Annotated in this window: 26 protein-coding genes; 12 read left to right on the top strand and 14 right to left on the bottom strand. The window is 67.2% G+C overall.

Annotated features, from left to right (window positions below; all coding sequences use genetic code 11):
• The first annotated feature begins 51 nt into the window (after positions 1–51).
• From sucD to CEW88_RS11245, 7 genes are all read left to right on the top strand, one after another.
• Positions 52–936 carry a succinate--CoA ligase subunit alpha gene (gene sucD, locus CEW88_RS11215; protein WP_108966828.1) on the top strand — a complete coding sequence of 295 codons (885 nt, stop codon included), beginning with the start codon at positions 52–54 and terminating at the stop codon, positions 934–936.
• 143 nt (positions 937–1,079) lie between these two features.
• Positions 1,080–4,049, top strand: coding sequence for a 2-oxoglutarate dehydrogenase E1 component (locus CEW88_RS11220; protein WP_108966830.1), 2,970 nt, complete (start codon positions 1,080–1,082; stop codon positions 4,047–4,049).
• Between the two features lie 4 nt (positions 4,050–4,053).
• On the top strand, positions 4,054–5,592 hold the full coding sequence (gene odhB / locus CEW88_RS11225; protein WP_108966832.1) for a 2-oxoglutarate dehydrogenase complex dihydrolipoyllysine-residue succinyltransferase: 1,539 nt from the start codon (positions 4,054–4,056) through the stop codon (positions 5,590–5,592).
• Between the two features lie 109 nt (positions 5,593–5,701).
• A complete protein-coding gene (locus CEW88_RS11230) occupies positions 5,702–5,935 on the top strand; it encodes a hypothetical protein (protein WP_108966834.1) in 234 nt (77 codons plus the stop codon).
• Complete coding sequence (locus CEW88_RS11235) at positions 5,932–6,327, top strand: MAPEG family protein (protein WP_108966836.1); 396 nt, start codon at positions 5,932–5,934, stop codon at positions 6,325–6,327. Before CEW88_RS11230 ends, CEW88_RS11235 begins: the two co-directional genes overlap by 4 nt.
• A gap of 158 nt (positions 6,328–6,485) precedes the next feature.
• A complete protein-coding gene (gene lpdA, locus CEW88_RS11240) occupies positions 6,486–7,880 on the top strand; it encodes a dihydrolipoyl dehydrogenase (RefSeq protein ID WP_108966837.1) in 1,395 nt (464 codons plus the stop codon).
• Positions 7,881–7,999: 119 nt separating this feature from the next.
• Positions 8,000–8,620, top strand: a complete 621-nt coding sequence (locus CEW88_RS11245) for a YdeI/OmpD-associated family protein (RefSeq protein WP_108966840.1) — start codon at positions 8,000–8,002, stop codon at positions 8,618–8,620.
• Positions 8,621–8,716: 96 nt separating this feature from the next.
• On the opposite strand, the gene CEW88_RS11250 is transcribed toward CEW88_RS11245, so the two are convergent.
• From CEW88_RS11250 to CEW88_RS11265, 4 genes are read right to left on the bottom strand one after another with little or no spacing between them, the layout of a single operon-like run.
• Positions 8,717–9,322 (bottom strand): pyridoxamine 5'-phosphate oxidase family protein, encoded by a 606-nt coding sequence (locus CEW88_RS11250; RefSeq protein ID WP_108966842.1) that lies wholly within the window; start codon positions 9,320–9,322, stop codon positions 8,717–8,719.
• Positions 9,309–10,046, bottom strand: a complete 738-nt coding sequence (locus CEW88_RS11255; protein ID WP_108966844.1) for a lysophospholipid acyltransferase family protein — start codon at positions 10,044–10,046, stop codon at positions 9,309–9,311. Before CEW88_RS11255 ends, CEW88_RS11250 begins: the two co-directional genes overlap by 14 nt.
• On the bottom strand, positions 10,046–10,951 hold the full coding sequence (locus CEW88_RS11260) for a cell division protein FtsX (RefSeq protein ID WP_254694392.1): 906 nt from the start codon (positions 10,949–10,951) through the stop codon (positions 10,046–10,048). Before CEW88_RS11260 ends, CEW88_RS11255 begins: the two co-directional genes overlap by 1 nt.
• Entirely contained in the window at positions 10,948–11,625 is a 678-nt protein-coding gene (locus tag CEW88_RS11265; RefSeq protein ID WP_108966846.1) for a cell division ATP-binding protein FtsE, read from the bottom strand. Before CEW88_RS11265 ends, CEW88_RS11260 begins: the two co-directional genes overlap by 4 nt.
• Positions 11,626–11,784: 159 nt before the next feature.
• On the opposite strand from CEW88_RS11265, the gene CEW88_RS11270 reads away from it, so the two are divergent.
• Positions 11,785–12,708, top strand: coding sequence for a zinc-ribbon domain-containing protein (locus CEW88_RS11270; RefSeq protein ID WP_108966848.1), 924 nt, complete (start codon positions 11,785–11,787; stop codon positions 12,706–12,708).
• Between the two features lie 92 nt (positions 12,709–12,800).
• On the opposite strand, the gene CEW88_RS11275 is transcribed toward CEW88_RS11270, so the two are convergent.
• The 3 genes from CEW88_RS11275 to CEW88_RS11285 all read right to left on the bottom strand — a co-directional run bounded on the left by CEW88_RS11275 (position 12,801) and on the right by CEW88_RS11285 (position 15,987).
• A complete protein-coding gene (locus CEW88_RS11275) occupies positions 12,801–14,066 on the bottom strand; it encodes an ABC transporter permease (RefSeq protein WP_108966851.1) in 1,266 nt (421 codons plus the stop codon).
• Positions 14,063–14,878: an ATP-binding cassette domain-containing protein gene (locus tag CEW88_RS11280; RefSeq protein WP_108966852.1), complete on the bottom strand. Its 816-nt coding sequence runs from the start codon at positions 14,876–14,878 to the stop codon at positions 14,063–14,065. Before CEW88_RS11280 ends, CEW88_RS11275 begins: the two co-directional genes overlap by 4 nt.
• A 116-nt stretch (positions 14,879–14,994) precedes the next feature.
• Positions 14,995–15,987, bottom strand: a complete 993-nt coding sequence (locus CEW88_RS11285) for a taurine ABC transporter substrate-binding protein (protein WP_108966854.1) — start codon at positions 15,985–15,987, stop codon at positions 14,995–14,997.
• A 371-nt stretch (positions 15,988–16,358) separates the two neighbouring features.
• On the opposite strand from CEW88_RS11285, the gene CEW88_RS11295 reads away from it, so the two are divergent.
• Positions 16,359–17,756, top strand: a complete 1,398-nt coding sequence (locus tag CEW88_RS11295) for an aminotransferase family protein (protein ID WP_108966858.1) — start codon at positions 16,359–16,361, stop codon at positions 17,754–17,756.
• Between the two features lies 1 nt (position 17,757).
• Positions 17,758–18,456 (top strand): GNAT family N-acetyltransferase, encoded by a 699-nt coding sequence (locus tag CEW88_RS11300; RefSeq protein ID WP_108967775.1) that lies wholly within the window; start codon positions 17,758–17,760, stop codon positions 18,454–18,456.
• A gap of 66 nt (positions 18,457–18,522) precedes the next feature.
• Here CEW88_RS11300 and CEW88_RS11305 read toward each other — a convergent pair whose 3' ends face one another.
• Both CEW88_RS11305 and CEW88_RS11310 read right to left on the bottom strand, forming a co-directional pair.
• A complete protein-coding gene (locus CEW88_RS11305; protein ID WP_095881830.1) occupies positions 18,523–18,810 on the bottom strand; it encodes an HU family DNA-binding protein in 288 nt (95 codons plus the stop codon).
• A 132-nt stretch (positions 18,811–18,942) separates the two neighbouring features.
• Entirely contained in the window at positions 18,943–20,427 is a 1,485-nt protein-coding gene (locus CEW88_RS11310; protein ID WP_108966859.1) for an AMP nucleosidase, read from the bottom strand.
• Between the two features lie 110 nt (positions 20,428–20,537).
• On the opposite strand from CEW88_RS11310, the gene CEW88_RS11315 reads away from it, so the two are divergent.
• A complete protein-coding gene (locus CEW88_RS11315; RefSeq protein WP_108966861.1) occupies positions 20,538–21,515 on the top strand; it encodes a DNA topoisomerase IB in 978 nt (325 codons plus the stop codon).
• 3 nt (positions 21,516–21,518) lie between these two features.
• Here CEW88_RS11315 and CEW88_RS11320 read toward each other — a convergent pair whose 3' ends face one another.
• Positions 21,519–22,019 (bottom strand): lytic transglycosylase domain-containing protein, encoded by a 501-nt coding sequence (locus tag CEW88_RS11320; protein WP_235940019.1) that lies wholly within the window; start codon positions 22,017–22,019, stop codon positions 21,519–21,521.
• Positions 22,020–22,160: 141 nt separating this feature from the next.
• On the opposite strand from CEW88_RS11320, the gene CEW88_RS11325 reads away from it, so the two are divergent.
• On the top strand, positions 22,161–23,015 hold the full coding sequence (locus CEW88_RS11325; RefSeq protein WP_108966865.1) for an SDR family oxidoreductase: 855 nt from the start codon (positions 22,161–22,163) through the stop codon (positions 23,013–23,015).
• A gap of 12 nt (positions 23,016–23,027) precedes the next feature.
• On the opposite strand, the gene queF is transcribed toward CEW88_RS11325, so the two are convergent.
• From queF to queC, 4 genes are read right to left on the bottom strand one after another with little or no spacing between them, the layout of a single operon-like run.
• Positions 23,028–23,492, bottom strand: coding sequence for a preQ(1) synthase (queF, locus tag CEW88_RS11330; RefSeq protein ID WP_108966866.1), 465 nt, complete (start codon positions 23,490–23,492; stop codon positions 23,028–23,030).
• A gap of 24 nt (positions 23,493–23,516) precedes the next feature.
• Positions 23,517–24,224 (bottom strand): 7-carboxy-7-deazaguanine synthase QueE, encoded by a 708-nt coding sequence (gene queE / locus CEW88_RS11335; protein ID WP_108966868.1) that lies wholly within the window; start codon positions 24,222–24,224, stop codon positions 23,517–23,519.
• A gap of 1 nt (position 24,225) precedes the next feature.
• Entirely contained in the window at positions 24,226–24,594 is a 369-nt protein-coding gene (locus tag CEW88_RS11340; protein WP_108966870.1) for a 6-pyruvoyl trahydropterin synthase family protein, read from the bottom strand.
• On the bottom strand, positions 24,594–25,295 hold the full coding sequence (queC, locus tag CEW88_RS11345) for a 7-cyano-7-deazaguanine synthase QueC (protein ID WP_108966872.1): 702 nt from the start codon (positions 25,293–25,295) through the stop codon (positions 24,594–24,596). The genes CEW88_RS11340 and queC overlap by 1 nt, the downstream gene beginning before the upstream one ends.
• Positions 25,296–25,419: the final 124 nt, after the last annotated feature.

Below are 25,419 nucleotides of genomic sequence, written 5' to 3' on the forward strand. Positions count from 1 at the left end.
TCCCGGAATTCTGGCTGCGCCCGCCGCAGCGACAATCAGGAGAACGCCACAATGGCAGTCCTCGTTAACGAAAACACCAAAGTCATCTGCCAGGGCCTGACCGGCTCGCAGGGCACCTTCCACACCGAGCAGGCCATCGCTTACGGCACCAAGATGGTCGGCGGCGTAACCCCCGGCAAAGGCGGCCAGGAGCACCTTGGCCTGCCGGTGTTCAACTCGGTCCACGAAGCCAAGCACGTGACCGAAGCCAACGCTTCGGTGATCTACGTGCCGCCGCCCTTCGCCGCGGACTCGATCCTCGAAGCCATCGACGCCGAGATCGAGCTGATCATCTGCATCACCGAGGGCATTCCCGTCCTCGACATGATGAAGGTGAAGCGCGCTCTGGTCGACAGCAAGTCGCGCCTGATCGGCCCGAACTGCCCGGGTGTCATCACCCCCGACGCCTGCAAGATCGGCATCATGCCCGGCCACATCCACAAGCGTGGCTCGGTCGGCGTGGTCTCGCGCTCGGGCACGCTGACCTATGAAGCCGTGAAGCAGACCACCGACATGGGCCTCGGCCAGTCGACGGCCGTCGGCATCGGCGGCGACCCCATCAAGGGCACCGAGCACATCGACGTGCTGGACATGTTCCTCGACGATCCGGAAACCCAGTCGATCATCATGATCGGTGAGATCGGTGGTTCGGCGGAAGAGGAAGCCGCTGAGTTCCTCGCCGAGCAAAAGAAAAAGGGCCGCTGGAAGCCGACCGCCGGTTTCATCGCGGGCCGCACCGCTCCTCCGGGACGCCGTATGGGCCACGCTGGCGCGATCGTCGCCGGTGGCAAGGGCGACGCCGAGTCCAAGATCGAGGCGATGAAATCCGCCGGCATCGTGGTCGCGGACAGCCCGGCTACGCTTGGTGAGGCTGTAATGAAGGCCATCAAAGCCTAAGTAGAACTCAGCGGGGCGGCATTGCCCGCCCCGCGCCCCCGCAAGGGTTCCGGCCCGAACACCGCCCGGAGCATCATGACGGGGGCCTTTCCCGAAGGCCCCCTCCTGCTGCTTCAACGATCGGTCAGAAAGGAATACGCGCGATGACGGATCAAGGCTCGAATGACCAGTTCCACGCCCTCAGCTTCATGCAGGGTGCGAACGCGGAATATCTCGAACAGATGTACGCCCGCTACGCGAACGACCCCTCCGCGGTGGACGAGGCGTGGAACGAGTTCTTCAAACAGCTCGGCGACGACGAGACCAGCGTGAAGGCCGAGGCGCAGGGCGCCTCCTGGGAGCGCGCCGACTGGCCGCCGACCCCGAACGACGACCTCACCGCCGCGATCACCGGCGAGTGGCCGCTGATGCCCGTCGCCGAGACCAAGGGCGCCGGCAAGAAGATCGCCGAGAAAGCCACCGAGAAGGGCGTCGCGGTCACCGACGATCAGATCAAGCGGGCAGTGCTCGACTCGATCCGAGCGCTGATGATCATCCGCGCGCACCGGATCCGCGGCCACCTCGCCGCCGATCTCGACCCGCTGGGCCTGCACGGCAAGGATCCGCACCCCGAGCTTGACCCCAAGGCCTACGGCTTCACCGAGGCCGACATGGACCGCCCGATCTTCATCGACAACGTGCTCGGCCTGCAGGTCGCCTCGATGCGCGAGATCATGGGCGTGCTCAAGCGCACCTACTGCGGCACCTTCGCGCTGCAGTACATGCACATCTCGGACCCCGAACAATCCGCCTGGCTCAAGGAGCGCATCGAGGGCTACGGCAAGGAAGTGAAATTCACCCGTGAGGGCCGCAAGGCGATCCTCAACAAGATGGTGGAAGCCGAGGGCTTCGAGAAGTTCCTGCACGTCAAGTACATGGGCACCAAGCGCTTCGGCCTCGACGGCGGCGAGTCGCTGATCCCCGCGATGGAGCAGATCATCAAGCGCGGCGGCAGCCTCGGCATCAAGGAAATCGTCTTCGGCATGCCGCACCGCGGCCGCCTGTCGGTGCTCGCCAACGTGCTGCAAAAGCCCTACCGCGCGATCTTCAACGAATTCCAGGGCGGCTCGTTCAAGCCCGAGGACGTGGACGGCTCCGGCGACGTGAAATACCACCTCGGCGCCTCTTCGGACCGCGAGTTCGACGGCAACAAGGTGCACCTGTCGCTGACCGCCAACCCCTCGCACCTCGAGGCGGTGAACCCGGTGGTTCTGGGCAAGGTCCGCGCCAAGCAGGACCAGCTCGGCGACACCGAGCGCACGCAGGTGCTGCCCGTGCTGCTGCATGGCGACGCGGCTTTTGCCGGCCAGGGCGTCGTGGCCGAGTGCTTTGCGCTCTCGGGCCTGCGCGGCCACCGCACCGGCGGCACCATCCACATCGTGGTGAACAACCAGATCGGCTTCACCACCGCGCCGCACTTCTCGCGCTCCTCGCCCTACCCCACCGACAACGCGCTGGTGGTCGAGGCGCCGATCTTCCACGTCAACGGTGACGACCCCGAGGCCGTGGTCCACGCCGCCAAGGTGGCGATCGAGTTCCGCCAGAAGTTCGGCAAGGACGTGGTCATCGACATGTTCTGCTACCGTCGGTTCGGTCACAACGAGGGCGACGAGCCCATGTTCACCAACCCGATCATGTACAAGAAGATCAAGCAGCAGAAGACCACGCTGACGCTCTACACCGATCGCCTCGTCAAGGACGGTCTCATCCCCGAGGGCGAGATCGAGGACATGAAGGCGGCCTTCCAGGCGCACCTCAACGAGGAGTTCGAGGCCGGCAAGACCTACAAGCCGAACAAGGCAGACTGGCTTGACGGCCGCTGGTCGCACCTCGACGCGCAGAAGGAAGGCAACTACCAGCGCGGCGAGACGGCGATCGCGCCCGAGACCATGGCCGATGTCGGCAAGGGGCTGACCACCGTCCCCGAGGGCTTCCCGCTGCACAAGACCGTGGGCCGCTTCCTCGACGCGCGCTCGAAGATGTTCGAGACCGGTGAGGGCTTCGACTGGGCCACCGGCGAGGCACTGGCCTTCGGCTCGCTGCTGACCGAGGGCTACCCGGTCCGCCTCGCGGGGCAGGACTCCACCCGCGGCACCTTCTCGCAGCGGCACTCGGGCCTCATCAACCAGGACAACGAAGAGCGCTACTACCCGCTCAACAACATCCGCGAGGGCCAAGCCCGCTACGAGGTCATCGACTCGGCGCTGTCGGAATACGCGGTCTCGGGCTTCGAATACGGCTACTCGCTGGCCGAGCCCAACTCGCTCGTGCTCTGGGAAGCCCAGTTCGGCGACTTCGCCAACGGCGCGCAGATCATGTTCGACCAGTTCATCTCGTCGGGTGAATCGAAGTGGCTGCGCATGTCGGGCCTCGTGTGCCTGCTGCCGCACGGCTACGAAGGCCAGGGCCCCGAGCACAGCTCGGCCCGCCTCGAGCGCTTCTTGCAGATGTGCGGCCAGGACAACTGGATCGTGGCCAACGTCACGACCCCGGCCAACTACTTCCACATCCTGCGCCGCCAGCTGCACCGCAGCTACCGCAAGCCGCTGATCATGATGACGCCGAAATCGCTTCTGCGTCACAAGCTGGCGGTTTCCGAAGCCAAGGACTTCGTCACCGGCTCCTCGTTCCACCGCGTCCTCTGGGACAGCGCGGAATCGGGCGAGAGCGCGACCAAGCTGGTGGCCGACGACAAGATCAAGCGCGTCGTGATGTGCTCGGGCAAAGTCTATTACGACCTGCTCGAAGAGCGCGACGCCCGCGGCATCGACGATGTCTACCTGTTGCGGATCGAGCAGTTCTATCCCTTCCCGGCGATCTCGCTGGTCAAGGAGCTGGAACGCTTCAAGGGCGCCGAGATGGTGTGGTGCCAGGAAGAGCCCAAGAACCAGGGCGCCTGGACCTTCATCGAGCCCAATATCGAATGGGTGCTTGGCCGGATCGACGCCACGCACAAGCGGCCGGTCTACGTCGGCCGCGCCACCTCGGCCTCGCCCGCCACGGGTCTGGCCAGCCAGCACAAGGCACAGCAAGAGGCGCTTGTGAACGAAGCGCTGACCATCGAAGGGAAATGAAGCGATGACGACCGAAGTGCGCGTCCCCACGCTGGGCGAATCCGTGACCGAAGCCACGGTGGCCACCTGGTTCAAGAAGCCCGGTGACTCCGTCGCCGTGGACGAGATGCTCTGCGAGCTCGAGACCGACAAGGTGACCGTCGAGGTTCCCTCCCCGGTCGCCGGTGTGCTCGCCGACATCGTGGCCAAGGAAGGCGACACCGTGGGCGTCGACGCCCTGCTCGCCAATGTCACCTCCGCGGGCGAAGCCGGCGCCGAGCAGGTCGAGGAACGCCCCTCGGCCAAGTCCGACAAGGCCGAAAAGTCCGGCGAGGCCCCCGCCTCCTCGGGCGGCGAAGAGGTCAAGGTGATGGTCCCCACGCTGGGCGAATCCGTCTCCGAAGCCACCGTCGCCACCTGGTTCAAGAAGGTCGGTGACACCGTCGCCGCTGACGAGATGCTCTGCGAGCTCGAGACCGACAAGGTCTCGGTCGAAGTGCCGGCGCCCGCCGCGGGCACGCTGACCGCGATCCTCGCCGAGGAAGGCGCCACCGTGCAGGCCGGCGGCCAGCTCGCCGTGCTTGGCGGCGCATCGGGTGCCGCCGCCCCCGCCGCAGAGGCGCCGACCCAGTACGACACGCCGCCCGCCGGCGATGGCAACGGCTCCAAGGACATTGAGGACTCTCCCGCCGGCAAGAAGGCCATGGCCGAGGCTGGCATCAGCCGCGACCAGGTGCAGGGCTCGGGCAAGGATGGGCGCGTCATGAAGCATGACGTCTCCGCCGCGCTTGCTGCCGCCAAGTCGGCCCCGGCCGCCGCTGCCCCGACCGCCGCGCCGCGCGCGCCGGTTGCCGCCGAGGACGCCGCCCGCGAAGAGCGCGTCAAGATGACCCGCCTGCGCCAGACCATCGCCAAGCGCCTCAAGGACGCGCAGAACACCGCGGCCATGCTGACCACCTATAACGAGGTGGACATGACCGAGGTGATGGCGCTGCGCAGCCAGTACAAGGACCTCTTCGAGAAGAAGCACGGCGTGCGCCTCGGCTTCATGTCCTTCTTCACCAAGGCCTGCGTCCACGCGCTCAAGGAAGTCCCCGAGGTGAACGCCGAGATCGACGGCACCGACGTGGTCTACAAGAACTTCGTGCATATGGGCATCGCCGCCGGCACGCCGCAGGGCCTCGTGGTTCCGGTGCTGCGCGACGTCGACCAAAAGTCCTTTGCCGAGATCGAGAAAGAGATCAACGAGAAGGGCAAGCGCGCCCGTGACGGCAAGCTCTCGATGGCCGAGATGCAGGGCGGCACCTTCACCATCTCCAACGGCGGTGTCTACGGCTCGCTGATGTCCTCGCCGATCCTGAACCCCCCGCAGTCGGGCATCCTCGGCATGCACAAGATCCAGGATCGCCCGATGGCGATCAACGGCAAGGTCGAAATCCGCCCGATGATGTATCTGGCGCTGAGCTACGACCACCGCATCGTCGACGGCAAGGGCGCCGTGACCTTCCTGGTCCGCGTCAAGGAAGCCCTCGAGGATCCGCGCCGCCTGCTGATGGATCTCTGATCCTCGGCCCTGGGGCGCCACGCCTGCGCCCCGCCCAAGACATTGCCGCGCCCGGACCTGCCCGGGCGCGGCCTTCCAGAGCCCCGCGTGATCCCGAAGGGAGAGCAAGATGAGCCAGCAGCTACTTCTCCGTTACGACCGTTTCGACGCAGACCGCTTCGATGCCGAGGCGGAATCCCGGGCCCAGGCCGGGCTTACCCTCCTGCAGCTCTGGATCGAAGGCAGCGCCGCGCATTGGGCGCTCTTCACCGTCAACGACGCCGACAAGGCGCGGGCCTGGATCGACCAGGAAACCGCCCTCGGCCACGGCCCCTCCGCGTCCCACATGCTGAGCACCGCATGACGCCGGAACTGCTTGCACTAACCCTCGCGAGCCTGCTGCAGATGGCCCAGATGACGCTCTTCTCGGTTCTGGCGCAACGCCAGGTCGGCCCGCGCTACGCCGCCTCGCCGCGCGACGAGGGCCGCGAGCTCACCGGTCTCGCCGGCCGCGCCCAGCGGGCGATGAACAACCATTTCGAGGGCCTGCTGCTCTTTGCCATCGCAGTGATGGTCGTCACCTACACCGACAAGGGCAACAGCGTCACCGCCGCCTGCGCGCTGCTCTACCTGCTGGCCCGGATCGTCTACCTGCCCGCCTACCTCTTCGGCTGGACGCCCTGGCGCTCGCTCATCTGGTTCGTCGGCTTCCTGGCGACCGCCGCCCTGCTGATCGCGGCCTTGGTGACCCCATGAGGCGTCTGTCAGGCCGAAGCATCCAGAGGGCGCCCACCGCAGGTGGACGGGGGCAGAGCCCCCTCCGCGCCAGCGCCCGCCCCGCATCCTCATCTGCATGGTTTGTGCATGCCGTGTGCATGCCCCGTGCCTTCAGAAATACCCGATAGGAGACCCCAATGGCACAATACGACGTCATCGTGATCGGCGCCGGCCCGGGCGGCTACGTGGCCGCCATCCGCTGCGCCCAGCTCGGCCTCAAGACCGCCTGCGTCGAGGGCCGCGAGACCCTCGGCGGCACCTGCCTGAACGTGGGCTGCATTCCCTCCAAGGCGCTGCTGCACGCTTCGCACCAGCTGCACGAGGCAGAGCACAACTTCGCCAAGATGGGCCTCAAGGGCGCCGCGCCAAAGGTCGACTGGAAGCAGATGCTCGCCTACAAGGACGACGTGATCGGCCAGAACACCAAGGGCATCGAATTCCTGTTCAAGAAGAACAAGATCGACTGGCTCAAGGGCTGGGGCTCGATCCCCGAGGCCGGCAAGGTCAAGGTCGGTGACGAGGTCCATGAGGCGAAGAACATCATCATCGCCACCGGCTCCGTGCCCGCTTCCGTGCCCGGCGCCGAGGTCGAGGTCGACGAAAAGATCGTCGTCACCTCCACCGGCGCGCTCGAGCTCGGCAAGATCCCCAAGAAGATGGTGGTCATCGGCGCCGGCGTGATCGGCCTCGAGATGGGATCGGTCTATGCCCGCCTCGGCACCGAGGTCGAGGTGATCGAATTCCTCGACGCCATCACCCCCGGCATGGACGCCGAGGTGCAGAAGACCTTCCAGAAGCTGCTCAGCAAGCAGGGCCTGAAGTTCACCATGGGCGCGGCCGTCTCCAAGGTCGAGACCAAGGACGGCAAGGCCACCGTGAGCTACAAGCTGCGCAAGGACGACAGCGAGCACAGCACCGAAGCCGACGTGGTGCTCTGCGCCACCGGCCGCGCGCCCTACACCGACGGGCTCGGCCTCGAGGCGCTCGGCGTGAAGCTGACCAAGCGCGGCCAGATCGAAACCGACGGCCACTGGCAGACCGCGGTCAAGGGCATCTACGCCATCGGCGACGCCATCGAGGGCCCGATGCTGGCCCACAAGGCCGAGGACGAAGGCATGGCCTGCGCCGAGGTCATCGCCGGCAAGGCGGGCCATGTGAACTACGACGTGATCCCGGGCGTGATCTACACCCATCCCGAAGTCGCCTCGGTCGGCAAGACCGAGCAGCAACTCAAGGAAGAGGGCCGCGCCTACAAGGTCGGCAAGTTCTCCTTCATGGGCAACGGTCGTGCCAAGGCCGTCTTTGCCGGTGACGGCTTCGTCAAGCTGATCGTCGACAAGGACACCGACCGCGTGCTCGGCTGCCACATCATCGGCCCGGCGGCTGGCGACCTGATCCACGAGATCTGCGTGGCGATGGAATTCGGCGCTTCGGCCGAGGATGTCGCGCTGACCTGCCACGCGCACCCGACCTTCTCGGAAGCGGTGCGTGAGGCGGCCCTGGCCTGCGGCGACGGCGCGATCCACGCCTGATCGGATCTGCAACAGCAGGAAAGGCCCCCGAGCAACGCTTGGGGGCCTTTTCCGTTTCCCCCTCCCCCGAGCTCGCACCGCCTGCTAGGCTCCGCGGCATCCCCGGGAAGGAGGCCGCGATGATCACCGACAGCACTGCCTATTTTACCCAAGGCTGCGGCCGCTGCGCGCGCTTTGCCACCGCCGACTGCGCCACCCGCATCTGGGCCGAGGGCCTGGCCGAGCTGCGTACCATCTGCCTCGCTTCGGGTCTTGGGGAAACCGCGAAATGGGGACATCCCGTCTATGTGGAAGCAGAGCGCAACGTCGCGCTGATCGGTGCCTTCCGGGATGATTTCACGCTCAGTTTCTTCAACCCGGCCCTGATGAAAGATCCCGAGCGCGTGCTCGAGCGGCAAGGCCCCAACACCCGCCATCCCAACGTGATCCGCTTCGCGTCGGCGGTGCAGGTCGGCGAGATGCGCCCGGTGCTCGAAGCCTATCTGGCCGAGGCGCGGGCCTATGCCGCGCAGGGGCTCCGCCCGCCGAAGGAGGAGGTCGCGCTGGAGCTGCCCGAGGAGCTCGCCGCCGCGCTCGATGCCGATCCCGAGCTGGCCGAGGCCTTCCATGCGCTCACCCCGGGGCGGCAGAAAAGCCACGCCCTGCAGATCGGCGGCGCGAAAAAGGTCGACACCCGGCTGGCCCGTCTCGAGAAGCTGCGACCGCTCATACTCGCCGGCAAGGACGCGCTCGGCCGCTGAACGTCCAGAGGCCAGCGCGTACGTTACCGGAGAAGGATCCGAGCCCCGTCAGCTGGGCGCCGGGTGAGACCAGATTTGGTGGAAGCCGTCAGTCGCTCACCACAGGCTCTTTGCGGCGCGCTCCGGCCATTCGCGGTCGTAGGCCTCTCCGTCGGTCGCGCCCTGCGTGGCTTCGGCCAGGAACTGACCGATGGTCGGCAGCCCCGCGCTCTCGTCGCCCGAGACCCAGGTGCCGGCGCGCAGCAGCGCGCGGGCGCATTGGGTGTAGATCTCGGCGATCTCGACGATCAGCACGGTCGCGGGCAGCTTGCCGTCCTTGCCAAAACGCCCGCGGAGGGCCTCGTCATCGGTCAGCCAACCGTTCCCGTTCACCCGCACCACGTTGTTGCTGCCGGGCACGAAGAACATCAGCGAGACCCGCCCGTCCTCGACCACGTTGCGCAGCGAGTCGAGCCGGTTGTTGCCGCGCCAGTCGGGCATGGCCAGTGTGCCCGGATCGAGCTCCAGCACCACCGGGCCGTCGTCGCCGCGCGGCGAGGCATCGGTGCCCGCGGGCCCCACGGTGCTTAGCACGCAGAGTTTCGAGGCCGCGATCCACCTGCGATAGAGCGGCGTCATGCGCCGCACCACCTTTTCGATCGACGCGCCAGCCGCCGTGCCGTAGAGCGCCTCGAGCGCGTCGATGTTCTCAATCTTCCGCATGGAACCCGGCCTCCGCCATCAGGCGGTTCGAGGCCGCCTCCACATCCGCCTCGATCTTCGCAAGGAAGACCTTGCTTGGCATGCCGGGCTCGATCACCGGCAGGAATTCGATCACAGCCGTGCCTGGCTTGCGGTAGATGCCACGCTTGGGCCAGAACACGCCGACGTTGGTCGCCACCGGCACGCAGGGCTCACCGCTCTGGCTGTAGAGGATCGCCGTGCCGACCTTGTAGGGCAGCTTTACGCCTGGCGGCACGCGGGTGCCCTGCGGGTAGATAATCAGCTGGCCGGGATGCTCCTCGGCGCTCTTCTTGACGTCGGCCACCAGCTTCGAGATCGCCGCACCGCGCTTGCCGCGGTTCACCGGGATGCAGCCGATGCGGGTGGCATATTGACCGAGCACCGGGGTGAAGAGCAGCTCGCGCTTCATCACGAACTTGCCCGCAGGCACCGCGCCGAACAGCAGGATGATGTCGAAGAAGCTCTGGTGCTTGGCGGCGATCAGCAGCTCGCCCGAGGGGACTTCGCCGCGGATCTCGCTTTTGAGCCCCACCATCCAGGAGGCCGTCCAGCGCACCCAGAGGCACCACGCCCGGCAGGCTGCGCGCGCACCCCGGTCGGAGAACAGCGCCAGCGGGAAGAACAGCAGGCCAACCGCCGCCATTGCCAAGTAGACCTGTCCAACGAAGAGCAGCGAGCGGATCCATTGCAGGGCGTATAGCATTATCTCAAATCTCCAAGCACCCGCCGCGCCGCCATCGCCGTCGCCACGAAGGCCACCGCCGCGGTCAGCAACGGCACCAGTAGCGCGAAGACCCAGTGCCAGCCGACGAAGGACAGGCCGGTGAGAAAACCCGCCGTCTCGCCCGCCGAGGGCAGCAGCAGCAGCGCGCCGGCGCCGGCGAGGGCGCCCAGGGTCGCGCCGCCGAGGGCACGCAGGGTGAATCGCCGCACGAAAGCGCGGGCGATGAAGCCGTCGGTCGCCCCCACCAGCCGCAACACCGCGATGACCTGCGCATTGGCCGCCAGCGCGGCATTGGCCGCCAGCGTGACCATCGCCGCCACCGCACCGGCGATGAGCAGGATCGACACCGCCCCCAGCAGCCGCAGCTTGCCCGCAGCCGCCACCAGCGGACGCCGCCATCTCGTGTGATCGTCGAGCACCGCGCCCGGCACCTCGGCCTGCAGCCGCAGCCGCAGCCCCGCGCCGTCAAAGCCTCCGCCCTCCTCGATGATCTCGATCAGCTGCGGCACCGGCAGATCCGCCAGCGGAAGGTCCGGACCGAACCAGGGCTCGAGCAGCGCTTGCTGTTCCTCTTCGGACAGCGCCCGGGCCGAGGCAACGCCCGGCGTCTGCTGCAGCAGCCGCAGCGCCGCTTCGGTCTGCTGCGCCTGCTGCCCGGCGGGGGCCGAGATGCGCAGGGTCGAGGCACGCGCCAGTTCCTCGCCCCAGCTTGTGGCAAGCCGCCCGGCGGCCAGCGACAGCGCCAGCGCGAAGACCGCGAGGAAGGCCATGGCCCCGGCGGCAAACAGAGTGAGCGAGGCGGTGAAACCCGTGGGCGGCACCACCCGATCGGCGCCGGTGTCCGAGCCGGTGAAGGCCCCGAAGGAGTCGCGGATCAGCCTCACAGGTCGACCCCCGCCGCTTGCAGCCTGCGGTTCGAGATGCGCAGCACCCGCGCCTGCACCTGGGTCTTGGCCGAGCGGATGAGCCCGAGGTCGTGGGTGGCGATGAGGATCGTCTTGCCCATGCGGTTGAGCTCGACCAGCAGCCGCAGAAGCCGCTGCGACATCTCCCAGTCGACGTTGCCCGTGGGCTCGTCGGCCAGGATCACCTCGGGCGACATGATCACCGCGCGGGCCAGCGCCGCGCGCTGCCGCTCGCCGCCCGAAAGCTCCGGCGGCAGGGCATCGGCGCGGCTCTTCAGCCCGACCCAGGTCATCAGCTCGATGAGGTTCTGCTCGAGATCGCTGCCGCCTTCGCCCGCCACGGTGAGCGGCAGGGCGACATTCTCGGCGACCGACAGATGGTCGAGAAACTGGCAGTCCTGGTGCACCACGCCGATGCGCCGGCGGCTCAGCGCGATGGCGTCACGGTCCATGCGCCGCACGTCCTCGCCGAACAGCCGTGCGTGGCCGGCGGTGGGCACGAGCGCGCCGTAGCAGAGCTTCAGCAGCGTCGTCTTGCCGGCGCCCGAAGGCCCGGTCAGGAAGTGGAATGACCCAGGCGCAAGCCGCAGCGTGAGCCCGCTCAGCAGCTCTCCGCCACCGTAGCTGTAGGCCACATTATCCAGTTCGATCACGCCTGCGCGCCCCCGGTAAATACGTCGCCCTGTTGTGCCCGAGCCGCGGCGCAGTTGCAATCCGCCCCCCGGCCCGAAAATGGGCTTTCCCGCCGCACCCCGGCAACCTATTGTCAGCAAAGGGATGGTGGCCAGAACAGATGGAAAGCTAAGGACAATATGCGGCTGATTTGCCCCAATTGCGGCGCGCAATACGAGGTGCCGGTCGACGCGATCCCCGCGGGCGGGCGCGACGTGCAATGCTCGAGCTGCGGCCACACCTGGTTCCAACTGCACCCGCTGGATGCGCCCCTCCCCGAAGAGGCGCCCGCCGAGGCCCCGCAGGACGACGAGCTCTGGGAAGAGATGGATGAGGGTGCCTTTGCGGCGCCCGCCGAGGACGAGGACGCGCCCTTCCCCGATCCCGAGCCCGACGAGACGCCCGACTCCGAGCCACTCGGCACGCCGGTACCGCGCCGCCCGGTTCGCGCCCGCGGGCTCGATCCCTCGGTCGCCGAGGTGCTGCGCCAGGAGGCCGAACGCGAGGCCCGCCGCCGCACCGATCCCGAACCGCTCGAGAGCCAGCCTGACCTCGGCCTCGCGGAGCCCGCCGAGGAAAGCGCCGCGCACCGCGCGCGCGTCGCCCGCGCCCACATGACCCGCAGCCGTGGCGATGCCCCGCCCTCCGGAAAGCCCACACCCGAGCCCGTCGGCGCAGCCGAGCCGGCCCCCGAGGCGCCCGAGCGCGCCGAGTTCGTGACCTCTGAACCCGAGCACCCTTCCGTTGCGCCTTCGCGCCGCGACCTGCTGCCGGACATCGAGGAAATCAACCAGACGCTGCGCGTCGTCCCCGAGCCACGCCGCATGGAGACGCCGCAGGGCCGCGCGCGGGCCGCCGAGGAAGACGAACTGCAGAGCAGCGGCTTTGCCCGCGGCTTCGGCGTGGTGCTGATCTTGGCGGCGCTGGCGGTGTTGTTTTACGCGCTGGCACCGGCGCTCACCGCCGCGGTGCCCGCCCTCGCCCCGCTGCTGGATCCCTATGTCGCAACAGTAGACGGCCTGCGGCTCTGGCTCGACGCGCAGCTCACCGCTCTGCTGAGCTGAGCCGCCGCGCCCGGCCTTTTTTACAGGCAGAAGTATCTAGGGGGGGGAGCAAGGGGGCAAGCAGCCCCTTGGCGCCCCCGTCCGGCCCGCGCTCAGCCCCGGCCCTTCCAGGGCACCAGCTTGCGCTCGGCCAGCCGCATCAGCATGTCGATGCCGAAGCCGATTACGCCGATCAAGATGATCCCCATGATCACGATGTCGGTGAGCTGGAATTTCGAAGCGACCATGATCATCATCCCCGCGCCCTTCTCGGCGGCGACAAGCTCGGCGGCCACCACGGTGCCCCAGCAGACACCCATGGCAACCCGCGCGCCGGTGAAGATGTCGGGCAGCGAGTTGGGGATGATCACGTGGCGCAGGATCTGCACCTTCGAGGCGCCCAGCGAATAGGCCGCGTGCACCTTGGAGATCTTGACCCCCGAGACTCCGGAACGCGCCGCGATGGCCATGATCCAAAGCGCGGCGAGAAACAGCAGGATGATCTTGCCGGTCTCGCCGATGCCCGCCCAGAGGATCACCAGCGGAATGAGCGCCAGCGGCGGCACAGGGCGCATGAACTCGACGATGGGATCGAACCAGCCGCGGAACCAGTCCGACAGGCCCATGGCGTAGCCAAGCGGAATGCCGATCAGCGCGCCGAAGAAGAACCCCGCGATGACCCGGAAGAGCGACCAGCCAAGGTGCTCCCAGAGCGTGCTGCCGCGGTAGCCGTCGCGCGAGATCTCGGCAAGCCGGGCAAGCACAGCCTCGGGCGCGGGCAGCCAGATCGGCTCCATCTGCCAGCCCTTGGCGGGCTCGAAGGTGAGCGTGCCCTTGGGCGACATGCCGACGCGGCCATGGTCGGTGATGACCTCGCCCCCCGGCTCGATCGGCTGACCGTTGACGGCGAGGACCCTGTGCCCCTCGTCGCGCCCATGCGCGTCGTTCTGATCGACCCGCACCAATCCCGAGCGCCAGGCCCCGACGCTGGCGCTGTCGTTCTTCGCCCAGCCATCCCCGGGGTCGACCTCGGGGTCTTCGGTCTCCTCGCCCACCGGGAAGACCCGCACAATCACCGTCGCCTCGTCGGGCGCGACGCCCTCCGCCTCGGCGGTATAGGTGAAGCTGGCATCCCCAACGAAGGGCCCGGGCGCGTGCAGGAACTTCGGCACCCAGGTCGAGCCGGTGAAGGCCCCCCAGAGCAGGAAGATGGTCAGGATCGACACCACGCTGGCGATACGGCTCGGGCGCACCGCGCTTTCGTCGCCGAAGGTGACGGTCTTGCGGGCGGTGAAATCGTTCAGCGCGCGGTGCACCAGCAGCTTCACCAGCAGCCAGCTTGCCACGAAGATGGCGATATAGAGTCCAAAGACGATCATGACGCGGCCCCCGCGGTTTCGCTGCGGCCCATGATCTCTTCCTCCATGTCCCAGATCATCCCGAGGATCTCCTCGCGCGTTGTCGCGAAATCGGGATGCTTCTTCACCGCGCGCAAGTCCTGCCCGGCGCCGAGATCGGCAAAGGGCAGACGGTACTCGCGGTGGATGCGGCCCGGGCGCGGCGCCATGACCAGCAGCCGCTCGCCCAAAAGCAGCGCCTCCTCGACCGAGTGGGTGATGAGGACGATGGTCTTGCCTGTTTCCTTCCAGAGCTTCAGCACGAGGCTCTGCATCTTCTCGCGCGTGAGCGCGTCGAGCGCCCCCAGCGGCTCGTCCATGAGGATCACGTCGGGATCATTGGCAAGGCAGCGGGCCAGGGCCACGCGCTGCTGCATCCCGCCCGAGAGCTCGTAGACCGCCTTTTCTTTGAAGTCGCGCAGGCCCACCACCTCGAGCAGGTGATCAACGCTCGCGCCGTAGTCCTTCTCACGCTTCCCGGCCATGCGCGGGCCGAAACTGACATTGTCGCGCACGTTCATCCACTCGAAAAGCGCGCCCTGCTGGAACACCATGCCGCGTTCGGCAGCGGGGCCGCGCACCTCGCGACCGCCCAAGATGATCTTGCCCTCGGTCGGCGCGAGAAAGCCCGCGACGATGTTGAGCAGCGTGGTCTTGCCGCAGCCCGACGGACCCAGTACCGACAAGAGCTCGCCCTGCGCGAGGTCCAGAGAGACGTCCTTCAGCGCCTGCACCGAGCTGCCGTTGGGCAGGTCGAAGCGCATCGACAGGTTCTGGATGGTTAATCCGCTCATGATGTGCCTTTCGCGGCCCGTCGCCGCGGTTCGGGGGGTTCCGCCCCCAACATGTCGTTCTGATGCGAAGGTCCCGGCGGCAGCCCCCCGACGCCGGGACAAGTGGCCCGAAGGCCTTACATCGAGCCTGCCGACGCGAGCGGCCCGGTGTTCACATGGTCGGCGTAGCTGTCGAGCGCCGCGTCGATCGAGCCCGCCTCGACGAAGACGTCGGCAACGCCCTTCATGAAGTCGGCCGCGCCGCCGCCCAGCCACTTGGCCGAGAGCTGGTCTTCTGCTGTCGGGAAAACGAAGGTGGCCATGGTCTCGGCGGTGGCTGCCTCGTCCATGCCCGCGTCCTTGGCGATGACCGGCAGCATCTTGGACTGATTGGCCTCATCCGCCCACATGGCATTGGCCTCGGCGGTTACCTTCAGGAAGGCGGCGACAAGATCCGAATTCTCTGCCACCCAGCCCGCGGGGCCGGAGGTCACGTCGAAGACGAGGATGCCCAGCTCTTCCTTCTCGGCGCCGGTGAGCAGCACGTTGCCATGCTCTTTCATGCGGCGCAGCGAGCCGCCCCAGCCGCAGGCCATGTCGACCGCGCCCTGCGCGATGGCAGCCGCGCCGTCCGGCGGCGCCATGTCGACGATCTCAAGGCTCTCGAGCGGCACCCCGAAGTGGCCCATCTGTTTCAGGAAGCCGTAGTGGGCGGCGGTGCCGAGCGGCACGGCGACCTTCTTGCCTTCGAGTTCCCCGGCGCTGTCCTTGTCGATTTCCAACTCCGAGCGGACCACGCAGTTGTCGTTGTCGGCGTAGCTCACCGCCACGTCGAGTGCCTGCAGGTCCTGCCCCGCCGAGGCGGCGACCACGAAGGGCGGCACGCCCTGGCTGACCGAGAGCTGCACATCGCCAGAGGCCATCGCTGCCGACATGGCGGTGCCGGTGTCGAAGCTCACCCAGTTGATGTCGACGCCCATGGCCTCTTCGTACATGCCTTCGGCCTTGGCATATTCGAAGGGCATCGGCCATTCGAGGAAATAGCCCACGGTGATGCTTTCGGCGCTTGCGGCACCGGCCAGCAGCGCCACGGCAGCCGCCGCGCCCATCAGGCGTTTCTTGATCGTCATCTTGTCTCTCCCGTTCTGCTGCCCCGTCATGGTCTGCGGAGCTTTTGCTTGGCCGTCACGTCAGGCGCCCGGCTCGCCGTCGATCGGAGCGGAAAAGACACGTTCCAGCAATGGGCGATGCCTGCGGATGCAGCAGGTACACGGGGGGCAGTGGGGTAAGCTGCACAATTCGCGGGCACTGCGCCGCGAGAAAATCCCGTTATCCTTGGCCTGTTTCCCGTGCGGCGCGCGGGATCCGGAAATCTGGCTCTATATCAACCGCAAATCTGGCGCTACGACTTCCCGCCTCTTCTGGCACATGTGCTAACATCCCGCATCGCGGAGTCACGCTTTCGCGCCCGCTGCGGCGCCCGGAATTCAGGAGAGCTTCCATGGACGGCACCCTCACCCAGAACGACCTCAGCCACGTCGTCGAAGCCGACAAGGCCCACGTCTGGCACCACCTCGTGCAGCACAAGCAGTTCGAGACCAGCGATCCCAAGATCATCGTCGAGGGCAAGGGCATGCGCGTCTGGGACCAGACCGGGCGCGAGCAGCTCGACGCGGTGTCGGGCGCGGTCTGGACGGTGAACGTGGGCTACGGCCGCAAGACCATCGTCGATGCGATCTCCGAGCAGCTGATGAAGCTGAACTACTATGCCGGCGCCGCGGGCTCGATCCCCGGCGCGCTGTTTGCCGAAGAGCTGATCGACAAGATGCCGGGCATGAGCCGCGTCTACTACTGCAACTCGGGCTCCGAGGCGAACGAGAAGGCCTTCAAGATGGTCCGCCAGATCGCGCACAAGCGCTACGGCGGCAAGAAGCACAAGATCCTCTACCGCGAGCGCGATTACCACGGCACCACCATCGCCGCGCTCTCCGCAGGCGGGCAGGAAGAGCGCAACGCGCAATACGGCCCCTTCGCGCCGGGCTTCGTGGCGGTGCCGCATTGCCTCGAGTACCGCGCCGGGGATCAGGGCTGGGGCGACCTGTCGGGCGAGGCATATGGCCAGCGCGCCGCCGATGCCATCGAAGAGGTGATCCTGCGCGAAGGCCCCGACACCGTCGGCGCGCTCTGCCTCGAGCCGGTGACCGCGGGCGGCGGCGTGATCGTGCCGCCGGCGGGCTACTGGCAGCGCGTGCAGGAAATCTGCCGCAAGTACGACGTGCTGCTGCACATCGACGAGGTGGTCTGCGGCGTGGGGCGCACCGGCACCTGGTTCGGCTATCAGCACTATGGCGTCGAGCCCGACTTCGTGACCATGGCCAAGGGCGTTGCCTCGGGATACGCCGCGATTGCCTGCTGCGTCACCAACGAGCGCGTCTTTGACCTGTTCAAGGACGACGCCTCGGACCCGATGAACTACTTCCGCGACATCTCGACCTTCGGCGGCTGCACCGCCGGCCCCGCCGCGGCGCTCGAGAACATGCGCATCATCGAAGACGAGGGCCTGCTCGAGAACACCACGGCGATGGGCGAGTACATGCTCGGCCAGCTCGAGACGCTGAAGGACAAGCACGCCGTCGTCGGAGAGGCGCGCGGCAAGGGTCTGTTCCTCGGTGCCGAGCTGGTGACCGACCGCACCACCCGCGAGCCGATGGACGAAAAGCGCGTGGCCGCCGTCGTCGCCGAGGTGAACAAGCGCGGTGTCATCATCGGCATGACCAACCGCTCGATCCCCGGCTACAACAACACGCTGTGCTTCGCCCCGGCGCTGATCGCCACCAAGGACGACATCGACCAGATTGTCGAGGCTGTGGATGGCGCTCTCGGGACGGTCTTCGGCTGAGATGACGGATCATCGCACGAACGACCACGGGCAGCCCATCGGGCTGCCCGTCGAAGGATCGTTTCCCCGCCCCTTCCCGCCGAACGCGCCGATGACGGGACGCTTCGTGAGGCTCGAGCAGACGCGCTCGGAGCACGCCCCGGCGCTCTATGAGGCCTTCGCCCGGGACGACGGCGGCGCGAACTGGACCTACCTGCCCGGCGCGCCGCTGCGCGATCTGGCCGAAGCGCAGGCCTGGATCGAAAGCTGCGCAAAGAGCACGGACCCCCTCTTCCAAACGATCTGCAGGCTGGACGGCACGCCGGTGGGAATCGCCTCCTATCTGCGGATCGACCAGGCCAATGGCGTGATCGAGGTCGGGCACATCCACTTCAGCCCCCTGTTGCAGCGCAGCCCGGCGGCGACCGAAGCCATGTACCTGATGATGAAGCGCGCCTTCGACGAGCTCGGCTACCGCCGCTACGAATGGAAATGCGACGCGCTCAACGGCCCCTCGCGCCGCGCGGCCGAGCGGCTCGGCTTCAGCTACGAGGGCACGTTCCGGCAGGCTGTGGTGACCAAGGGCCGCAACCGCGACACAGCGTGGTTCTCAGTCATCGACAGCGAATGGCCGACCCTGCGCGCGCGCTTCGAAGCTTGGCTCGATCCGTCGAACTTCGATGCGGAAGGGCAGCAGATCGTGCGCCTTCAGGACCTTTAAATAACTGAAAATCAATAAAAAAGGGCCGCGAAACCGCGGCCCTGATGCTCAGTCGAGCAGGAAAGATCAGCCGTTGACGCTGTCCTTCAGCGCCTTCGCGATGGTCATCTTGACCACCTTGTCGGCCTCTTTCTTGAACTGCTCGCCGGTGGCGGGGTTGCGCACCATGCGCTCGGGACGCTCACGGCAGTAGATCTTGCCAACGCCCGGGAGGGTCACGGCGCCGCCGCCTGCAACTTCCTTGGTGATGATGTCGGTGATCGCTTCCAGAGCGGTCGACGCGGTCTTCTTGTCTGCGCCCATCTCTTCTGCCAGTGCAGCCACGAGTTGGGTTTTGGTCATCGGCTTCGCCATTTCATGGTCTCCTTGAACTGCCCGAGTACTTGGGCCCCATTGAGGTCACTTAACTCTATGTAGAGTCGAAACACAACGAATAGTGGCTGTTTGCAAGAGAAATCTACGCGTTTCGAGCTGCAAACCGCCAGATCACAGGAAGGCTGTTTCGTCGAAGCTACGCAATTTACGGCTGTGAATCCGTTCGAGCGGCATCGAACGGAGATGCTCCATGGCTCTTATCCCGATCATCAGGTGGCGCGCCACCTGTGTCTTGTAGAAATCGGACGCCATTCCGGGCAGTTTCAGCTCGCCGTGCAGCGGTTTGTCGCTGACGCAAAGCAAGGTGCCATAGGGCACCCGGAAGCGGAAGCCGTTGGCAGCGATGGTCGCACTTTCCATGTCGAGCGCCACGGCGCGGCACTGGCTCAGCCGCTGCACAGGGCCGCGCTGGTCGCGCAACTCCCAGTTGCGGTTGTCCACCGAGGCGACTGTGCCGGTGCGCATCACCCGCTTAAGATCATAGCCCGAGAGCTGCGTCTCCTCCTCGACCGCATCTTCCAGCGCCACCTGAATCTCGGCCAGCGCCGGGATCGGCACCCAGACCGGCAGGTCGTCGTCGAGCACCTTGTCCTCGCGCAGATAGGCGTGGGCCAGCACGAAATCTCCAAGGCTCTGCGAATTGCGCAGCCCGGCGCAGTGGCCGACCATCAGCCATGCGTGCGGGCGCAGCACGGCGATGTGGTCGGTGGCGGTCTTGGCGTTCGACGGGCCGACACCGATGTTGACCAGGGTGATCCCCGAGCCGTCCTTGCGCTTGAGGTGGTAGGTCGGCATCTGCGGCATCTTCGCGGTGAGCGGGATCTCGGTCTCGGCATCGGTAATCTCGACGTTCCCGGTCGAGACGAAGGAGATGTAACCGCTCTCGGGGTCGGCGAGCTGCTTGCGGGCATAGGCCTCGAACTCGCTGACGTAGAACTGGTAGTTGGTGAACAGCACGTGGTTCTGGAAATGCGCGGGGTCGGTGGCGGTGTAATGCGCCAGCCGGGCCAGCGAGTAATCCACCCGCTGCGCGGTGAAGGGGGCCAGCGGCTCGGTGCCGTCGGGCGCCGGGCGTGCCACGCCGTTGACGATGTCGTCGTTGGTGGTGCTCAGGTCCGGCACGTCGAAGACGTCGCGCAGGATGAACTGACCCGCCCCTTCCTGTGGCACCGTCAGCTCGGGGAAATTGGCGACCGCGAAATGAACCGGCATCGGGGTGTCCGACAGGCCCACCTGCACCTTCACGCCGTGGTTTTCGATCAAAAGCCCGATCTGCTGCTTCAGGTACTGCCGGAACAGGTCCGGCCGGGTGATCGAGGTGGCATGGGTGCCCGGCGCCGAGACGTGGCCGAAGCTGAGGCGGCTGTCGACCTTGGCGAAGCTGGTCGTGGTGATCCGCACCTCGGGATAGAAGGCGCGGTAGCGGACGCCCGGATGCCCCTCGGCCATGGAGGACAGAAAGTGCTCTTTCAGGAACTCCGAGGCCTGAGCGTAAAGCATGCAGAGCCGCTCGACCGCCGCCTCGGCTTCGTCAAAGAGCTCCGGCTCCGGGGCCTCGGGGGAAACGATCTGCAATTTCGCCTGCATGTCCTGCATCTGCGGCTCCTTCCGCTATTTTTCAAGCCAGCGTGGCAGGAAGAGGTGACGGGTTCAAGACGTCGCGATCAGCCTGCGGAACCGGCGTACCGCGCGCGGCGTTCGCAGGCATGACCCCGCGCCTCGATCTCATCTACTACCCCGACAGCCAGCCCGGCATCCTGCGCCGGCGCTGCGGGCGCGGCTTCAGCTATATCGCCCCCGACGGCACACGGATCGACGCCGCCGAGGAACGCGCCCGGATCAGGGCGCTGGCGGTGCCCCCGGCCTACGAACAGGTGTGGATCTGCCCGCGCGCCAACGGCCACCTGCAGGCCACCGGCCGCGACGCGCGGGACCGCAAGCAATACCGCTATCACCCTGACTGGACGGCATTTCGGTCGGAGCGAAAATATGGGCATCTCGCCGAGTTCGGTGCTGCCCTGCCTGGCCTCAGACGCAGCATACTCGGCCAGCTCCGCGCCCGCGATCCCGGCGACAGGGAGTTCGCTCTGGCCGCCACTCTGGCACTTCTGGATCGCGCCGGGCTGCGCGTCGGCAATGCCGATTACGCGATGGAGAACGGCAGCTACGGGGCGACCACGCTGCGCGGCACGCACCTGCGGCTCGACGGCGCCACGCTGCACCTGCGCTTCCCCGGCAAGGGCGGCAAGCGCGTCCACAAGCAACTGAAGGACCGCACTCTGCAGCGCGCCCTCACCGCGCTCGGCGACCTGCCCGGCAAGGAGCTGATCGCCTGGCTCGACGAGGATGGCCAGCCGCACGGATTGCGCTCCGACGAGATCAACCGCTGGCTGGCCGAGCGCACCGGCAACCCGGCGCTCACCGCCAAGACCTTCCGTACCTGGAACGGCAGCGTCGCGGCGCTGGAGGCGGCGCGGAGCGCGGAGCGGGTCAGCATCAAGGCGATGGCCGAGGCGGCGGCCGAGCGGCTGGCCAATACGCCGACCGTGGCGCGCAACTCCTACATCCATCCGGAGGTGATCGCCCTTGCCGAGACCGGCCTGCCGAAGGCTCTGGATCGCGCGCCAGATCGCCCGGGGCTGCGCCGGTCCGAGGCGCAGCTGCTCGCCCTTTTGGAACGCTGAGGCTCAGCCCCGGCGCAGGCCGGTCGCGACCAGCATGCCGCGCCGCTTGGCCTCGTAGTAATAGCCCTTGGCATAGAGCCCGATGGCCGCGTCGGGATTGCCATCCGACAGCAACCAGGCGCCGCGCAGGTATTTCACGCCGTATTCGAGGTTGGTGTCCGCATCGAGCAGCTCGCGCGGCTTTCCCTGAAAGCCCATGGTGCGCGCTGTGGCGGGGAGGATCTGCAGCAGGCCGTAATAGGGACCATTGCGCGCCTCGGGGGTATGGGTGCTCTCGCGGATCGCGAGACGGTGCACCAAACGTCGGGGCACTTCGTAATAGTCGGACCACTTGTTGATCGATGCGCGCAACTCGGGGGTCTCGTTGGGATAGAGCGGCGGGTCGAAGCGCGTCACCTCGGGCGTCTCCTCCTGCTGCACGGCGCAGGCAGAGAGCGGCGCCACCAGCGGCACGAGCACAAGCGACAGCCAGGCGCGCCGGGTCATTTCGGTCTTTCGGGACATTCCGAATTCCACGTAGCCTCAGATACGCCCTGATACCTCCATTGCGCGCCTTGGCCTATCCCGCGCGATGCCGCATGAGCGGAAGGGCGCCTGCACGCACGGGGCTTGCCAAGCGCCCCACCTCGCCGCAGGTTGCCGCCCATGACACGCACGCTTCTCACTCTCGGGCACGGCTATTCCGCCGCCGCCCTCACCCGCCACCTGATCCCTCAAGGCTGGCGCGTGCTCGGCACTCACCGCGACCCCTCCAAGGCATCCGACCTTAAGGCGCAGGGCGTCGAGCCCGTGCTCTGGCAGCGCGACGCGCTCGAGGCGGCGCTGGCGCAGGCCAGCCATGTGCTCGTGTCCGCCGGCCCGCGCGATGGCGGCGATCCCGCGCTGGACGAGATCGGTGCCGCCATCGCCCAACGCGCCCCGACGCTCGACTGGCTGGGCTACCTCTCGACCACTGGCGTCTACGGCGATCACGGCGGCGACTGGGTGGACGAGGACACACCCCTCGCCCCCACCACGGCGCGCGGCGAGGCCCGCGCCGAGGCCGAGGCGGCCTGGCAGGCCATCGACGGGTTGCCCCTGCACATCTTCCGGCTTGCAGGCATCTATGGCCCCGGCCGCGGCCCCTTCGAAAAGGTCCGCCAAGGCACGGCACGGCGCATCGTCAAGCCGGGACAGGTGTTCAGCCGCATCCACGTCGAGGACATCGCGCAGGCGCTCGAGGCCTCGATCCGTCAGCCCCGCCCCGGCGCCATCTACAACCTCTGCGACGACGACCCCGCCCCGCCCGAGGCTGTGCTGCAGCATGCCGCCGCCCTGCTCGGCCTGCCGCCACCACCCGAGGTCGCCTTCGACGCGGCGGAGATGAGCCCCATGGCGCGCAGCTTCTACGCCGAGAACAAGCGGGTAAGGAACGACCGCATCAAGCATGAGCTGGGTGTCACGCTGCTCTACCCGGATTACCGGGCGGGTCTCGCAGCGCTGCTCGCTGAGGAGCGCTGAGGCCCGGTCCTCTCAGCCCCGCCCGCGATAGGGCGGCACGCCCTGGTCGGGGATCCACACCCCCTCGGGCATCGGCCCGGTCTGGTAGAAGACGTCGATCGGGATGCCGCCACGCGGATACCAGTAGCCGCCGATGCGCAGCCATTGCGGCTCGAGGAAGTCCACCAGCCGCCGGGCGATGGAAATGGTGCAATCCTCGTGGAAGGCGCCATGGTTGCGGAAGGCGCCAAGGTAGAGCTTCAGCGCCTTGCTTTCGACCAGCCAGGCCCCCGGCACGTAGTCAATCACCAGATGCGCGAAATCGGGCTGGCCGGTCATCGGGCAGAGCGAAGTGAACTCCGGCGCGGTGAAGCGCACGTTGTAGGGGACGTCGGCCTGCGGGTTCGGGACGCGCTCGAGCTCTGCCTCCTCGGGCGAGGCGGGCAGTACCGTGGCACCTCCGAGTTGCTTGAGGTTGCTGTAGATGCTGTCGGTCATTTCGGGATCTCCGGAAATGGGAAGTCAGACGCCGCGCTTGTTGCCCCAGAGGAGCACATGCAGCTGCGGCAAAATGCGGGCGGCGAACCATCCGTCGGCGGTGGCCGTCTCGGTGAGCCACAGAAGCCTTTCGGCAAGGCCCTGCGGATCGACCGGCACTTGCGGATCGACCTCGGGGTTGCCGGGCTGCAGGTAGAGCGGCAGCTCGGGATGGCGGGCGTGGGCATCCTTCGCCCAGACGTAGTCAGCAGCGTCGAAGATCACGATCTTCATCACCACTTGCCGCGCGCCCTGCCCCGCAGCGACGCAGGCGGCAAAGATGTCCCAGTCCACCGTCTCACCGCTCGAGGGTGGCTTGGGGCTGAGCACCAGCGTGTCGAGGCGCGCGAACCACGGGCGCGCCACCGAGCCCTGCGTCTCGCAGGCGAAGCGGTAGCCCTCTGCCCGGCCCATCTCGATCACCGGGCCGAAGTCCTGGATCGCCGGGTTGCCGCCGCTCAGCGAGACGGTGATCGGCCGCCCGCCCGACAGGCGCGTGACTTCGGCCCAGACCTCGTCATCGCTCATCGGGGTCCAAGTGTGGCGCCAGGCGCTGTCGACCGCGTGCAGACTGTCGCACCAGCTGCAGCGGTAGTCGCAGCCGCCTGCGCGGACAAAGACGGTGGGCTCGCCGATCAGCGCGCCCTCGCCCTGGATCGTCGGGCCGAAAATCTCGGCAATGCGCAGCACCATGTCAGGCCGCCAGCGGCGCGGGCCGGTACTCGGCCCAGGTTTTCGGCGTCTCGCTGACCTTGACCGAGGCGGTTTCGGGCCAGCGCGCGGCGCACCATTCGTAGAAATGCAGCGCGAGGTTCTCGGCGGTGGAGGCCACGTTCAGCACGTCGTTGAGATGCCGGTGATCGAAGCACTCGTCGATATAGGCCTTGAGCGGCGCCAGCTCGTGATAGTCGCGCACGAAGCCGTCCGCATTGAGCGCGCGCGCCGCCAACTCGACGACGACGATGTAGTTGTGGCCGTGCATCCGGGCGCATTGGTGATCGCTCGGCAGATGCGTCAGCTGGTGCGAGGCAGAGAAGTGGAACTCCTTGCTGATCCGGAACATCACGCCTCCTCCCGGCTGGCGACGGCCCGGACCCAGAAGTCGGGGTCGGCGTAGATGGTCGGATCCTCGATCCCCGCAAGGTGGAACGCCTCGCGCCGCTCGACGCAGGTGCCGCAGCAGCCGCAATGCACCTCGCCGCCCTTGTAGCAGGACCAAGTCTCGGCGAAGGGGGTGCCGCACCTTGCCCCCTCGGTGACGATGTCCGCCTTGCTGCGCTCGACGAAGGGCGTGTAGAGCTGCACATCCGCGTAGCCGTCGAGCGCCGCGCGCTGCATCGCCTCGAAGGCGCGGGTGAAGCCGGGGCGGCAGTCGGGATAGATGAAGTGATCCCCGCCATGCACGGCGGTGGCAACCGCCTCGTCGCCATTGGCCGCGGCGACGCCGAAGGCGATGGCGAGCATGATGGCGTTGCGGTTGGGGACCACGGTGATGCGCATGGTCTCCTCGGCGTAATGCCCGTCGGGCACGTCGATGTCCGAGGTCAGCGCCGAACCGGTGAGCGCCGCGCCGATGCCGCGCATGTCAATGCGCTGGAACGGAACACCGAGCCGCGCGGCGGCGGCCTTGGCGAAGTCGAGTTCCTTGGCGTGTCGCTGGCCGTAGTCGAAGGAGACGAGGCGCGTGAGGTCGCCGTTTGCGGCAACCATGTGGGCGAGCGAGACGGAATCCAGCCCGCCGGAGCAGATGACGATAGTCTTCATTTGTGAACCCTTGTTTTGATGACCGGGTAGGCTGCGACCGGTGTGGGGCGCGTCCTAACGGGTCGCCCTGATCGGGGCAAGGGTTTTGGGCCCGGCGACACGCAAGCGTGTCCAGGCCGGCAAA

This window comes from Alloyangia pacifica (assembly GCF_003111685.1).
In the GTDB taxonomy this organism is placed as follows: Bacteria; Pseudomonadota; Alphaproteobacteria; order Rhodobacterales; family Rhodobacteraceae; genus Salipiger; species Salipiger pacificus_A.